The sequence below is a fragment of the uncultured Aliiroseovarius sp. genome, from assembly GCF_947492455.1.
Classification (GTDB): Bacteria; Pseudomonadota; Alphaproteobacteria; order Rhodobacterales; family Rhodobacteraceae; genus Aliiroseovarius.
The window spans coordinates 262,930-276,202 of record NZ_CANLNB010000004.1; the positions used below are offsets into that span (position 1 = coordinate 262,930).

Sequence of the window (13,273 nt, forward strand, 5' to 3'; positions counted from 1 at the left end):
CGAAACCGTTTAATCAACTGGTTTCGCGCCCGCAGCTTCCAACACGCGGATGTCCACCTGTGCACGGCTTTTGCCATAGCGCATTTCATCGTAGTACACGACCTGCGTGGGCAGCTTTACACCCCAGTCGTATGCGAAGGGAGTAGAGCTAGCGCTGTTTGAAGTTTTTGAGGATCCGGTTCGTGTCGTGTGTTGGTCCTTGAACGGAATAGCCGTGACGGTCTGTGTTTTGTTACGGTCAAGCCAACGGCTTACATAACTGTTGTATAGTCCGTATTTGAAGAACAATTTCTGTTGGCTCTGGTCCAACATATGCCTTGTAACCATTGGCTTATTGCGACTGCAGACCTGTTTTCCATTGAGGTACATGATGAAACTTGGACCTTTTGGAGACAGGCTGTAGTCTGCAAATATCAAGATATCCTGCCATCTTCCACGCAGCTTAGATACCCGACCAACGGTGCAGCCGCCATCGGCACCAAACCACATCATCGCCTTGTCATCGCGCATGTTGAAATGCCACAGCGGCATGAGCCAGTCTTGCATTTTGACCTGCCCTAGTGTGATATTGCCAGGACCAATGTCGCGGAAATCCGGGTTCAGATAGAATGACCAGCCATACCACGTCTGGCTGTTGACCTTCTGTATCCGATCCTTCGGATCCTCCTTGCGCTCAATCCGCTGGCGGTCGCTTGTACAATCACTCCAATATTTGTTGCCACCACAATCGCCGTGACGCAGCTCGAACCGCTGGGCTTTCTGTCCGGCGCGGCTGTGGCCTCTAACCAGCGCATAGCCGTATTTGGTTTTGGCGCGCAGTTCTTTTTCAATCCGGGTTGCTTTTAGAATGGGTTTTCCGGGTTTCTCTGCAGCAAACACAGCAGGAGCCGGAAGGCTGCACAGAGCAATCAGGCCAGCGAGGAGAGTATGTTTCATGAAGGTCCTATAATTTATTTTTATGAAGACTGCCTGCGCCTAAGTGAGGTGTCAAAATTAATTTCAAGTTACGATTGTATTGCGTCGAAAGGAGCAACTTCTCAGTCTGCAAGATTTCGCAATGGAAGAGAGTTGGACCATTTGAGATTGCAACCATGGTCACTTCCGGTCAGTACTTTTCCAGCTAAATTCGTTTGTATCCTTGGATCGCCTCACATGAAACATCGCTCTGCCATCTGGTTCATTCTGGCCACTATTCTTCTGGATGCGGTGGGCATTGGCATCGTATTCCCCATCATGCCCGACCTGATGGAGCGTGTGGGCGCGGCCAATACGGCGGACGGCGCGTTCTGGGGCGGTATTCTGATGGCGTCCTATGCGGCGATGCAGTTCCTGTTTGCGCCGGTGATTGGCGGGATCTCGGACAGTTTGGGGCGCAGGCCTGTGCTGCTATTGGCGCTTGTCACCTTGGCGGTGGACTATGTGGTCATGGCCTTGGCGACCACGTTCTGGTGGCTGTTGATCGGGCGCGTGCTGGCGGGGATTGCCGGGGCGACCTATATCACCGCGACCGCCTATCTTGCGGACATCTCGAAACCTGAAGAACGCGCTGCGAATTTCGGCCTGATCGGCGCCACGTTCGGCATCGGTTTCGTCATGGGCCCCGCGATTGGTGGTCTGGTGGCCAGCGTGCACATCACCGCTCCGTTCTGGCTGGCGGCGGGGCTGGCCGCTTTGAACGTGGTGTTTGGCCTGTTCCTGTTGCCCGAAAGCCTAGCGCCCGAGAAGCGCCGCGCCTTCACGAAACGCGACCTGAACCCGTTCGGCTCGATCCTCGACGCCTTCCGTCTGCCCGGCTTGATGCTGCCCTTGATCCTGATCTTCGCCTTCGAGTTCGCGAACATGGTCTATCCGACCCTCTGGGCCTTCTGGACACGCGAGGTGTTCGGCTGGGGCACGGCTTTGATCGGGATCTCGCTGGCATCCTACGGGATCGCGGTCGCCTTTACGCAAGGTGTCGTCATGCGGTTTATGCTGCCTAAGTTGGGTGAGTACCGCACCTTGATCTTCTCGATCGTCTGTTCGATAGCTGCATTCATAGCGTTCGGGCTGACGGGAAGCGCTTGGGTGATGTTTACGTTCATCCTTGTGGCGGCGCTGGCCGACATGGCGCCCCCTACGATGACTGCCATGATGGCGAACATGGTTTCTGAGGATCGACAGGGGTTGCTGCAGGGCGTCATCGCCAGCCTTGGATCGATCGCAGCCGTGATCGCGCCGATTGTGGTGACAGGTGTTTTTCAGTTTTTCGCAGATGCGGACGCTCCAGTCTATTTGCCCGGCGCGCCGTTCTTGCTGTCCGGACTGATGGTTTTGATCCTTCTGCCCTTCTTTTTACGTTTGAAAACTCAGCCTTAACTTGTTTTGGGCATAGTTTTTAGGCAACAATTGTCTAAATTTTATGGACGACGTTAAATTATGAAACGAATTCGACCCCAAATGATGGGCGTGGACCAAGGCAGTAAAGTGCTGTTCTCGGATTTCGAGGACGATGGCGAAATGTGGACTGGCAGCGGGCCGCGCAAAATTCTGAGGACGATCCGTTTCTCTGAACCCTTCCTGACACCGCCCACCGTCACCGTGTCGATGTCGATGTGGGACATTGCGGGTGAAAGCAACCAGCGGGCGGACATTACAGCCGAGAATGTGACGGAAGACGGGTTCGACATCCTGTTTCGCACATGGGGAGATACGCGAGTTGCCCGTGTGCGCGCCGATTGGCTGGCGATCGGGGAAGTTCAAGATGACGAGATGTGGGATGTGTGACCCCAGATCTGACCAAAAAAAAAGGGCCCCGCGGGGCCCTTTCGTGTCTCTGATCTTCAGATGGGATCAGGAATACATGCCTTCGTATAGCGGCTCCAGCGTGTCGTGGTCGAACAGCGACGACACAGATGTGCCACCCCAGATGTTCAGGATCGCTTGGGCAAACATCGGCGCGGTCGGGACCACGCGGATGTTCTTGGTTTCCAGCACCGGTTTGGTCGGCTCGATCGAGTCAGTGATGACCAGCGATTTCATGACCGAGTTCTGGACGCGCTCAACTGCCGGTCCGGACATGACGCCGTGGGTAATGTAGGAATGCACTTCCTGCGCGCCGTTCTCCATCAGCACCTCGGCCGCTTTGCACAGCGTGCCAGCGGTGTCGCAGATGTCGTCCACGATGATGCAGCGCTTGCCTTCGACGTTGCCGATCACGGTCATCTCGGCCACTTCACCGGGCTTCTCGCGACGTTTGTCGACGATGGCCAGCGGCGCACCGATGCGTTTTGCCAGTTCGCGTGCACGGGCCACGCCACCCACGTCGGGCGAAATCACCATCACTTCGTCCAGACAATCCTTGAAGTGATGTTTTACGTCCAGCGCGAAGATCGGGCTGGCATAGAGGTTGTCCACCGGAATGTCGAAGAAGCCCTGGATCTGGGCCGCGTGCAGGTCCATGGTCAGAACCCGCTCGATGCCCGATTGGGCGATCAGGTTGGCGACCAGCTTGGCCGAGATCGGCGTGCGGGCCTTGGTGCGGCGATCCTGACGGGCATAGCCGAAGTAGGGGATCACGGCGGTGGCGGACCGCGCCGACGAGCGGCGCAGCGTGTCGGCCATGATCAAGAGTTCCATCAGGTTGTCATTCGCCGGGTTCGAGGTCGACTGAATGATGAACATATCCTCGCCGCGGACGTTCTCGTAAATCTCGACGAATACCTCTTGGTCGTTGAAGCGTTCGACGCGTGCATCCACCAGCCCGACATTGGCGCCGCGATGCATGGACATGCGTTTGGCGACGGCTTCGGCCAGCGGGCGGTTGGCATTGCCCGAGATGAGTTTCGGTTCGGTGATGGAAGGCATGGCAGCAGATCCCAGAATTGCTCTGTATGACAGAATCGTGACGTTGACACCCAATAGCATCGGGATAGATTTCGGGAAACAGCATTGGCGCAACAGGGGGCCGAAAAATGAGCCATATTGACTATTATTTCACAGTCCTTTCACCGTGGGCTTTCTTTGGCGGCAAGCGGTTCGCGCAGATTGCGGACAAGCACGGCGTATCCGTCACTTTCAAACCAGTGGATATCGGGCAGCTCTTTACCCGCACTGGGGGACAGTTGCCCAAGGATCGCCATCCCTCGCGCATGGAGTATCGCATGCAAGAGCTGAAGCGTTGGTCCAAGGCGCTGGACATGCCGATCAACCTCAACCCCGCGCATTGGCCCACCAATGGCGCGCCTGCGTCTTACGCGATCATTGCGGCTCAGAATTCGGGTGCGGGCGATGTCGGCGTGCTGGTGAACGCTCTGATGCGCTCGATCTGGATGGACGAAAAAGACATCGCCGAAGACGTGGTGATCAAGAGCTGCCTGGCCGAGGCCGGGTTTGATCCGTCGCTGGCAGACAGCGGTCTTCTGATGGGGGCCGAGACCTATGCAAGGAACACAGACGACGCGGTGAATGCGGGCGTCTTTGGCTCGCCCTTCTATGTCTGTGATGACGGCGAGAAGTTCTGGGGTCAGGACCGTCTTGACCTGCTGGACGCCTATCTGGCCGAGCGGGGCTGACTATGATGGAAGATCTGGGCGGCTGCCCGACCTATTGGGACCGGCACGGCACGGGCCCGCACGAGGCGCTGTTCATCCACTGCTCGCTGGCGCATTCCGGCGCGTGGCGCGGTGTGCGGACCGTGTTTGAGCACGAACTGACAACGCTTGCCTATGACCTTCCGGGGCACGGGCGCAGTGCCGATTGGGACGAGCAGGGCGACTATCAGGATACTGCGACGCAGGCCGCGTTGGATCTGCTGGACCGCCACGCGCATGGGCCGGTCGATCTGGTCGGGCACAGCTTCGGCGGCACGATTGCTTTGCGCGTGGCGCAGATGGCACCTGACAAGGTGCGCAGCTTGACCCTGTTCGAACCGGTTCTGTTTGCGACCGCCAAGGACGACCCGGCCTATGTCGAGAACAACACCTATATGAATGGTGTTTTCGCGGATGCCATGCGCGCAGGCGACCGGATGGAGGCCGCGCGTCTGTTCAATTGCCAATGGGGCAGCGATGCCGGGTGGGAAGCGCTGCCCGAGCGTTTGAAAGCCGATATGGCAAAGCAGATCCACCTGATTCCAGCGGCACGCAACGTGACCCATGAAGACGTACACGGGCAGGTCGCGCCGGGTGCGCTAGAAAAGGTGACGCTGCCGGTTCTATTGCTGGAAGGCGAACGCTCGCCTGATCTGGTACGCGCCGTGCATGACCGGATGGAGGCGCGGTTCCCGAATGTGCGCCGCAAGGTGATTGTCGGGGCAGGGCATATGGGGCCGATCAGCCACCCGCGCGAGGTCGCAGCATGCATTCGCGGGCATATTCTGCACGAAACGCTGGCCTAGGCCACGCGCTTAGCCGCGTACAAGCTCGATGAAACGGTCTACGTTTTCATCCGACATGGACCAGTCCGCGACCATGCGGGCGGTCAGGATCTCGTTGGGGTCGTCGCCCTCAAGCTGGCCTTCCCAGACATAATACGCCGCGCCCGCGTCATGCAGGCGCTGATGGCCTGCGCGGGTCCAACCGGCGAAGCTCATATTGGCCTGCGGGTCGTGCAGGAAGGTCACGCCGTCGATCTGCTTTAGCCCGCGCACCAGACGGGCGTTAGCTGCATTTGCGCGGCCTGCCAGGTCCAGCCACAGATCACCGTCCAGATAGGCCAGCATCTGCGCCGCCAGATAGCGGTTTTTCGAGAACAGATGCCCGCCACGCTTGCGGCGCAGCTCGAATTCCCAGGCGTGTTTGGGATCGAAGAAGATGACCGCCTCGACACCCATGCAGCCATTCTTGGTGCCGCCGAAGCTGACCACGTCCACGCCCGATTTCCACGTCATCTCGGCAGGGGTGCAGCCCAAGCCGACCAGCGCGTTGGCAAAGCGCGCGCCATCCAGATGGACGGGCAGATCGAAAGACTTGGCGACGTCGCACAGGGCTTTGAGTTCGGCCACGGAATAGACCGTGCCGCGTTCGGTCACGTTGGTAATCGACACCGGGCCGCGCTGCGGGCCATGTACACCGCGGCTTTCCTCGCCCGCGATGGACGCGCTCAGCGCATCAGGCGACATCTTCGCGTGTTCGGCAGGAACCAAAGTCAGCTTAGCGCCACCGGTATAGAACTCGGGCGCGTTGCACTCATCCTCGTGGATATGCGCCTCGGGCGAGCAGAAGATCGTGTCGAAAGGGCGTGTCAGTGTCGCCAGCGAGATCGAGTTCGCCGCAGTACCAGTGGCCACGAGATACACCGCCGCCTCGGGCGCTTCAAAGATTTCGCGAATGCGGGCGGTGACCTGCGCCATGATGTCGTCAGCCCCATAGGGCATGGCGTAACCTTCGTTGGCGCGTGCCAAGGCGTCCATCACATTCGGGTGCACGGGCCCCGTGTTGTCAGAGGCGAAAAACATCAGTGAGGCTCCTCGATCAGGTGGTCTTCCCATTCGTCTTCAGGGATTTCAAATTCCGGCACCGTCCAACCCTGTACGCTGCGCCCAGCCTTATGCACGCTGTCCGGATCGCCCGACACCAGCGGGTGCCAGTCATGAAGCGGCTTGCCTTCATGGCGCAGTCGATAGGCGCATGACGCGGGCATGAAATAGGCCGTTTCGCCGATGTTTTCGGGCGTCAGGTGGATACATTCCGGCACGAATTGCAGGCGGATCTCATATTGCGAGCACTGGCAGGTCTCGCCATCCAGAAGGCGGCAAGCGACGCGGGTAAAGACGACCTCTCCGGTCTCTTCATCTTCCAGCTTGTTCAGGCAGCATTTACCGCAGCCATCACACAGCGCTTCCCATTCAGCTGGCGTCAGCTGATCCAGCGGGCGTTCCCAGAATTTTTTACGCAGGGACTTGCCCATCAGTCAGCCAGAAAATCGGCGGCAATCCGCATCTCGCGCAGGGGGCGGACGCGGGCAATCGATTCCTGATAGATCGGGTGCGCCTTATAGGCGGCCAACTGGGCTTCGTCCTCGAATTCGCCATAGACGACGACGTCGGGCGAGGGGCCGGGGATCGGGTCTTCAAACCGGTTCTCGGCGATCTCAAGCCGGATGCAGTCGGGGATGCCTTTCAAGAGCTCCAACCCTTCGCGGACGCGGTCGACGTCTTCGGGGCGTTTGGCGGTGAAGAAAACGATATGACGGATCATGGGCGGCTCGGAAGTTGAGAAAGAATGTCACGCGCGCGGGCGCAGTCGGCGTCCATCTGGGCGATCAGGGCGTCCAGCCCGTCGAACACCTCTTCCGGGCGCAGATAGTCGATCAGGGCAACGGACAGCTGTTCGCCATAAATGTCGCCCTTGAAGTCGAAAATAAAGCTTTCGATGTTGGGCAGGTTTTCCCCGAACATCGGGCGGGTGCCCATCGAGGCCGCTCCGCCATAAACGCCCTGATGCGGGCCGGTCAGGATCTCGACCTCGACCACATAGACGCCGAATTTTGGCGGGTGCAGGCCAGCAATGGACATGTTTGCGGTGGGATAACCCAGATCGCGACCACGCTGGTCGCCCCGGATCACTTCGCCATCGATGCGGTGCCAGTGGCCCAGCATACGGGCGGCATCGCGCGGGCGACCTTCGGTCAGGGCGGTGCGGATCGCGGTCGAGCTGACCTCGCCCACGTCATCCGACATGAGCGGCGCGACGGTGACGCCAAAGCCAAGCTCTTTGCCAAGCGCTTCCAGCACCTCGGGGGTGCCCGCACGGTCCTTGCCGAAATGGAAATCTGCGCCGACGAAAACATGGGTCAGGCCCAGCCCTTCGACAATCACATCGCGGGCGAATTCTTCGGGTGTCAGGGCCGACAGAGTATCGTTGAAGCTGAGTTCAAACAGCGCCTCAACCCCCAGCTTCTCAAGCCGGTGCGCGCGCGTGTCGGCGTTCATCAGGCGAAAAGGCGGGGCTTTCGGCGCGAAATACTCGCGCGGGTGGGGTTCGAACGTCATCACGCCCAAAGGCGCGCCCAGCTCGGCTGCTTTCTGGCGGGCAATGTCGATGACATACTGGTGGCCCAGATGCACGCCGTCAAAATTGCCGATGACAGCCGTGGCGCCTCGGTCAGATGGGTCTACAAACTGATAGTCACGAATGATCCGCATATGCTGGCCTTAGCGGTCCAGCGGGGCCTGTGCAAGCCCAAGGCGGCTTGCAGGCCGAATTCGTGAATGCGGCGTTTAGTCCAGCTTGGCGGACGGCGCCAGAACCTTGGCCTCGCCCTTCAGGACGGGCTTGCCGTCGACCAGACATTCGGTCTTCAGCGTCACGCGGCGTTTGGCGTGGTCGATGTCCATCACGGTCACCTCAGCGCGCACGACGTCACCGGGGCGCACAGGGGCCAAGAAGGTCAGTTGCTGGCCCATATAGATGGTGCCATGTCCGGGAAGCTGTTCGCCGATTACGGCCGAGATCAGGCCGGCACTAAGCATCCCGTGGGCGATACGCCCCTGAAAGATCGTGTCTTTCGCAAAGTCGTCATCCAGATGCACCGGGTTGCGGTCGGTCGAGACCTCGGCAAACAGTTCGATGTCACGGTCGGTCACCTCTTTGGTGATGTGGCGCGACATACCGATTTCCAGCTCTTCAATGCAGATCGTTCCGCGCGGGAAGTTGTCCAACATTTTGTCCTCCGGGTAACAAATAGACGAATTGCCGTCCGTATCGGCAATAACATTACTTTGCAGTTGCAGAAAAAATCAAGGGGTAATCTGCGTAGAAATACCACGTGACCGCCACGTTAAGTGGACACAACTGTGCTGACTTCGGTCGGGTGAGGCCGAATTAATGGCGGTAAAACAAGCATTTATGTCAGCGGAGATAGCCGATCGCATATGTCGGGGTGATCATCTGCGACTGGATATATTGATCCAACGCGTCTGGATCGGGCTGCGTGCGGGTTTTCGTCTCTTCCCGTGCAAGGCCACCTGTGATGAAAAGAGAATCGATATCCTCGCCCAAGGCACCTTTGATGTCGGTCGCGATGCCGTCGCCAATGGCCAGAATGCGGTTGTCCGGCACCGATTTGCCCTCGGCCAACATGCGGCGGCGGGCAAGGTCATAGATCGGCGGGTGGGGCTTGCCGAAATAGAGGCTCTCGCCGCCCATCTCGGTATACATCTGCGCGATTGCACCCGCGCACCATTCGCGGGCTTCGCCGCGATCCACAATGATGTCGGGATTCGCGCAGAGCAGCTTCTGTCCCTTCTGTTTCGCCATCAGCAGATCTGCGCGCCATGTGTCAGGATCCGCCATCGGGTCGAACGGGCCGCAGCAAACGATGCCCTCGGCCTCGGCCACGGGGACGCGGATGATCTCGACCGGGGTGTCGATCACCTCCATCGGTTCGAAGAAGCCCGCGTCGCGCTCCCATTCACCCATGAAGAAGACCTTGTTGCCCACCGCGCCCGTGAACATCGCCGCCCGTGCGCTGTCGCCCGAGGTGGCGATGGTGTCATAGCAATCTGAAGGCACGCCGAATTCCGGCAACTGCTCCATGACGCCAGCACGCGGTTTGGGTGAATTCGTGACCAGCACCACAAAGCCCCCATTCGCGCGGTAGGCTTGTAGGGCGGCGACCGCCTCGTCAAACGCGGTGATCCCGTTATGCAGACAGCCCCAAAGGTCGACGAACAAGGCGTCGTAGTTCGCAGAAATCTCTGAAAGGTTCTCGATGATACGGGTCATGGCGCGGTCTCCTTGGGTGTCATGGGAGATATGGCAGAGGGGAGGCAGGGTGGCTAGGGGGAGTTGTACGGAATGCGCATCCGGATCTATGCTGCTCTTTTGAGGATCTAATTCGATTGGGGTAGCAGTTAGGATTGCGCGGCATGGAATATAGGCTGATCACTCTTTCGAATGGCCACTTATGTCTGGAATTTGAGGAGGTCGACTTGCCCAAGGTTGTGGGCACGATAGTGGAGCTGTTCGGAACACCAGCCGTGCGGAAGGAAATTCTCTGCGAGCTTTGGGCGTTCGCCGGCGGGGAGTTCATGTACTATCGTGAATGGGATCCGTGCCTTGTAGCCCTGTCGGTCGACAGCAATGAAGTGCTACAAAACCTCCATTCCACGTTGCGAAATCGACTGTAGGATAAAAGGCGCGCTAGACAGCGCCGAGATGCCCTCCAAGAGAGACCATCTTTCGTTTCCCTTCAAGGTTTATGCTAGAGTGGCGGTTATTTGATGGTGTGGGAGGGAATCATGGCAATTCATCTAATAGGTTTGGCGCTGCTGATGGGCGCAATTATTTCAATTTATCTTCCAATGATTTCGCAATCCGCAAAAATTTTGGGTTCGGGGCCAATGGCCAACATACCCTTTTTCGCCGTCGCACTTGTGTCGTCCATTGTTATTGCGATCGGCACGGGGAGCCGGGGAGGAGAGTTCCAGAAAATTGGCGCTTTGCCGCTTGGGCTTCTAACTGCCGGTGTGATGAGTGCAGGAATGATTATCGGATCAAGCTATCTCATCCCGAGAATCGGCATAGGCGCGTTTTTTGTGCTTCTGGTTTCCGGTCAGGTTTTGGCAGGAATGGTGTTCGGCTATTTCGGCATGTTCGGCGTGCCCGCAAGCGCAATGACAACGGGAAAGGTTTTGGGAGCGTTGCTCGTTATCGCCGGGGTGTATTTGGTAACTTTCAAATAGGCATTACAGGCACTTTCCCCGGTAATCGTGTACGCATGTCCGAGGTGGCGGGTACAGCCAAGTACGTATTTACCTGCTGTTTGCGGCTCGTAATACCCCGTTTCAATTCCCAGCGCGTTGCATCATCATCATGTGCACGGCGTGCATCCCCTGCAATACCATGGCGGACACTTCTTCAGCGTGGGTTTGCAAGGCGGATACGACCTCTGGATCGTCTGAGGTTTGCGTCACGACAATGCCCTCGTCCGTGACCTCGATGGTGTTGGAAATCGTCTCGGCGCGGTCAAAGAAGATGTCGAGCGTAGGGCTTTGAATGATGATTTTCGGATCGTCCTGACGCTCGACCCGGTCGATCATGCCCACCACATGGCTGACAAGCACTTCCATAACCTCGGGGTTGGTTGATCGCGTCACCGTGCGAATGCCGTCGGGCAGGTTTTCGACCGCGCGTTCAAGCGTTCTGAAGTTGCGGAACAGGATGGCCAGTTCCTGGCTTTCCTCGGGCGTTGCATTCTCGCCGCGTAGCCCGGGCATTCGCATCTCGTCATGTCCGGTGCCATCTGCGCCATGAAGGTGCCCGTGCCCGTGATTCATCTGAGCGTAGGCGCTGGCGCTGGACGCCACGCTGATCGTTGCGATCAGGGCGATGGTTCGGAGTGTCGGGTATCGCAAGGAAAAACGCATTTGAGCACCTTCATTGGAATGTGCTGTGTGCCTATCACATTCGCATGTGTTCGGGAAATGAGCTTTCTGTGAGGTGGCCCCAAACAAAAAGGCCCGCGCGATTGCACGGGCCAGTTTGAGAGTTTTTGAACGGCTTAGACAGCCAGGTTCGGAATGATCTGCTTTTTGCGGCTCATGATGCCGGGCAGGACAACGGCGTCGCCCTCGACAGTGGCGCCAAAGCTCTTTTCAGCCACGCCCTTCACAACGTCGTTCGGGATCAGCAGCGTGGCTTCTTCCTTCAGGATGTCCACGACGAACAGCAGAACCTCGTCCACGCCGTCTTCGGCGGCAACGGTTTTGAAGGTCTCGATCAGGCTTTCTTTACGGCCCAGCGGGATTTCCGGCGCGGTGGTTTCCAGAACCGACACGCGGAACTTGGTGCCCGACACTTCGTATTCTTTCGAGTCCATGCGGATCAGTTCCGCGTCCGAGAATGCCGATACGTCCGACTTGGCGGCAAACATCTCGGCCGCGTATTCGGTGACGTTGATGCCCAGATCAGCGGCCAGAGCAGCAACCACTTCGCGGTCGCGGTCGGTCGTGGTGGGCGAGCGGAACTCCAGCGTGTCCGACAGGATGCAGGTCAGGGCGGCACCCTTGATGTTTTCCGGCATCTTTGCGGCGTCGTCACCCATCAGGTCGTACATGATGGTCGCGGTGCAGGCCAGCGGACGGATGGTGATGTCGATCGGGCCCTTGGTTTCCAGGCCGCCAACCAGCTTGTGGTGGTCGATGATGGCCTGAACGTCTGCGCCATTGATGTTGGCGGGCAGCTCGGCCGGGTTGTTGGTGTCGACGATGACGCAAGGCTGGTCGTCGGCCACGTCCTCGATGATGTCCAGCATGTCAAAGCCCCAGCGCTCCAGCATGAAAGCGGCTTCGGTGTTGGGCTGGCCCAGCAGAACCGGCTTGGCGTCAACGCCTTTCACTTCATTCAGGTACCAAGCCCAAACCAGCGGCGAGCCGGTCGAGTCGGTGTCAGGGGATTTGTGGCCGAATACGAGGGTGGTCATATGCATCATCCGTCTATGTGTGATCGTGTTTGCGTGCCTTATAGGAAGGCCGATGCGCCTTGTCATCCCTGATAGGGCCAACATCTGTGCAGTTGCAGAAAACCTGTCATGTGTTGCGCGCAAGCCCCTTGCGTTCTTGTGTCGCGTGGCGAAACTGTCGGGACGTCCAATTGAAAGCGTCCTCCTGTGAGCAAACCCGCCGAAACCGACTTGTATGCACCTGTCAAAACGTGGCTTGAGGGGCTTGGCTATGAGGCCAAAGCCGAAGTCGGGGCGGCAGATGTGGTGGCCCTACGTGATGGCGACGATGTGCCGGTGATTGTCGAACTGAAGGCGGGGTTTTCGTTGACCTTGTTGCAGCAGGCCGTTGCGCGTCAGGCGATTAGCGATCTGGTCTATGTGGCTGTGCCGCGTTGGTCCGGCAAGCCGGGGTGGCGGGCATTTAAGGGCAATGTCGGGTTGTGCAAAAGGTTGGGGCTAGGCGTTGTCTCGGTCCGCTTGAAGGATGGGTTTGTGCAGGTGCATGCCGATCCAGGTCCGTTTCAGCCGCGCAAATCCAAGGTGAAGGCCGGGCGATTGCTGTCCGAGTTCGCGCGGCGCGAGGGGGATCCGAACACCGGCGGCACCAACGGCAAGCTCGTCACCGCCTATCGTCAGGATGCCGAGAAGCTGCGCGCTTTTCTAGCCGAACATGGCCCCAGTCGTGGGGCCGAGGTGGCCAAGGCGACAGGGGTGGCGAAAGCCACCAACATGATGGCGATCAATCACTATGGCTGGTTCGAACGGGTCGAGCGTGGGGTGTACGGTTTAACGCAGGCGGGGCGCGCGGCAGGATAAATCCGATAATTATGATCAGGATCAAGTTGCGCTT

At 58.5% G+C, this 13,273-nt stretch carries 16 protein-coding genes; 6 read left to right on the plus strand and 10 right to left on the minus strand.

The window, feature by feature from the left end; genetic code table 11:
- Positions 1-9 precede the first annotated feature (9 nt).
- Positions 10-936, minus strand: coding sequence for a heparin lyase I family protein (locus Q0677_RS11210; protein WP_298909737.1), 927 nt, complete (start codon positions 934-936; stop codon positions 10-12).
- Between the two features lie 216 nt (positions 937-1,152).
- Between Q0677_RS11210 and Q0677_RS11215 the strand changes: the two genes are divergently transcribed.
- Entirely contained in the window at positions 1,153-2,355 is a 1,203-nt protein-coding gene (locus tag Q0677_RS11215; protein WP_298909739.1) for a TCR/Tet family MFS transporter, read from the plus strand.
- Between the two features lie 60 nt (positions 2,356-2,415).
- Positions 2,416-2,763: an H-type lectin domain-containing protein gene (locus Q0677_RS11220; RefSeq protein ID WP_298909742.1), complete on the plus strand. Its 348-nt coding sequence runs from the start codon at positions 2,416-2,418 to the stop codon at positions 2,761-2,763.
- A 66-nt stretch (positions 2,764-2,829) separates the two neighbouring features.
- Here Q0677_RS11220 and Q0677_RS11225 read toward each other — a convergent pair whose 3' ends face one another.
- On the minus strand, positions 2,830-3,843 hold the full coding sequence (locus Q0677_RS11225) for a ribose-phosphate pyrophosphokinase (protein ID WP_298909744.1): 1,014 nt from the start codon (positions 3,841-3,843) through the stop codon (positions 2,830-2,832).
- Between the two features lie 107 nt (positions 3,844-3,950).
- On the opposite strand from Q0677_RS11225, the gene Q0677_RS11230 reads away from it, so the two are divergent.
- Positions 3,951-4,550, plus strand: a complete 600-nt coding sequence (locus tag Q0677_RS11230) for a 2-hydroxychromene-2-carboxylate isomerase (RefSeq protein WP_298909747.1) — start codon at positions 3,951-3,953, stop codon at positions 4,548-4,550.
- A gap of 2 nt (positions 4,551-4,552) precedes the next feature.
- The gene (locus Q0677_RS11235) at positions 4,553-5,374 is read left to right on the plus strand and encodes an alpha/beta hydrolase (protein ID WP_298909750.1); all 822 of its coding nucleotides are present in this window, start codon (positions 4,553-4,555) and stop codon (positions 5,372-5,374) included.
- Positions 5,375-5,383: 9 nt separating this feature from the next.
- Here Q0677_RS11235 and Q0677_RS11240 read toward each other — a convergent pair whose 3' ends face one another.
- The 6 genes from Q0677_RS11240 to Q0677_RS11265 all read right to left on the minus strand — a co-directional run bounded on the left by Q0677_RS11240 (position 5,384) and on the right by Q0677_RS11265 (position 9,704).
- Positions 5,384-6,433, minus strand: coding sequence for a low specificity L-threonine aldolase (locus Q0677_RS11240; RefSeq protein ID WP_298909753.1), 1,050 nt, complete (start codon positions 6,431-6,433; stop codon positions 5,384-5,386).
- Positions 6,433-6,885: a YcgN family cysteine cluster protein gene (locus Q0677_RS11245; RefSeq protein ID WP_298909756.1), complete on the minus strand. Its 453-nt coding sequence runs from the start codon at positions 6,883-6,885 to the stop codon at positions 6,433-6,435. Before Q0677_RS11245 ends, Q0677_RS11240 begins: the two co-directional genes overlap by 1 nt.
- Positions 6,885-7,175 carry a Dabb family protein gene (locus tag Q0677_RS11250; protein ID WP_133485640.1) on the minus strand — a complete coding sequence of 97 codons (291 nt, stop codon included), beginning with the start codon at positions 7,173-7,175 and terminating at the stop codon, positions 6,885-6,887. The genes Q0677_RS11245 and Q0677_RS11250 overlap by 1 nt, the downstream gene beginning before the upstream one ends.
- A complete protein-coding gene (locus Q0677_RS11255; RefSeq protein ID WP_298909761.1) occupies positions 7,172-8,122 on the minus strand; it encodes a bifunctional riboflavin kinase/FAD synthetase in 951 nt (316 codons plus the stop codon). The genes Q0677_RS11250 and Q0677_RS11255 overlap by 4 nt, the downstream gene beginning before the upstream one ends.
- Positions 8,123-8,197: 75 nt before the next feature.
- Positions 8,198-8,641, minus strand: coding sequence for a MaoC family dehydratase (locus tag Q0677_RS11260; protein ID WP_298909763.1), 444 nt, complete (start codon positions 8,639-8,641; stop codon positions 8,198-8,200).
- Positions 8,642-8,828: 187 nt separating this feature from the next.
- Positions 8,829-9,704 carry a TIGR01459 family HAD-type hydrolase gene (locus Q0677_RS11265; RefSeq protein WP_298909766.1) on the minus strand — a complete coding sequence of 292 codons (876 nt, stop codon included), beginning with the start codon at positions 9,702-9,704 and terminating at the stop codon, positions 8,829-8,831.
- 515 nt (positions 9,705-10,219) lie between these two features.
- Here Q0677_RS11265 and Q0677_RS11270 point away from each other — a divergent pair.
- Positions 10,220-10,663 carry a DMT family transporter gene (locus Q0677_RS11270; RefSeq protein ID WP_298909768.1) on the plus strand — a complete coding sequence of 148 codons (444 nt, stop codon included), beginning with the start codon at positions 10,220-10,222 and terminating at the stop codon, positions 10,661-10,663.
- Between the two features lie 102 nt (positions 10,664-10,765).
- On the opposite strand, the gene Q0677_RS11275 is transcribed toward Q0677_RS11270, so the two are convergent.
- Positions 10,766-11,347, minus strand: coding sequence for a hypothetical protein (locus tag Q0677_RS11275; RefSeq protein ID WP_298909769.1), 582 nt, complete (start codon positions 11,345-11,347; stop codon positions 10,766-10,768).
- A gap of 134 nt (positions 11,348-11,481) precedes the next feature.
- The gene (locus Q0677_RS11280; RefSeq protein ID WP_298909772.1) at positions 11,482-12,402 is read right to left on the minus strand and encodes a manganese-dependent inorganic pyrophosphatase; all 921 of its coding nucleotides are present in this window, start codon (positions 12,400-12,402) and stop codon (positions 11,482-11,484) included.
- Between the two features lie 186 nt (positions 12,403-12,588).
- Between Q0677_RS11280 and Q0677_RS11285 the strand changes: the two genes are divergently transcribed.
- The gene (locus tag Q0677_RS11285; protein ID WP_298909774.1) at positions 12,589-13,239 is read left to right on the plus strand and encodes a DUF2161 domain-containing phosphodiesterase; all 651 of its coding nucleotides are present in this window, start codon (positions 12,589-12,591) and stop codon (positions 13,237-13,239) included.
- The last annotated feature ends 34 nt before the right edge of the window (positions 13,240-13,273 follow it).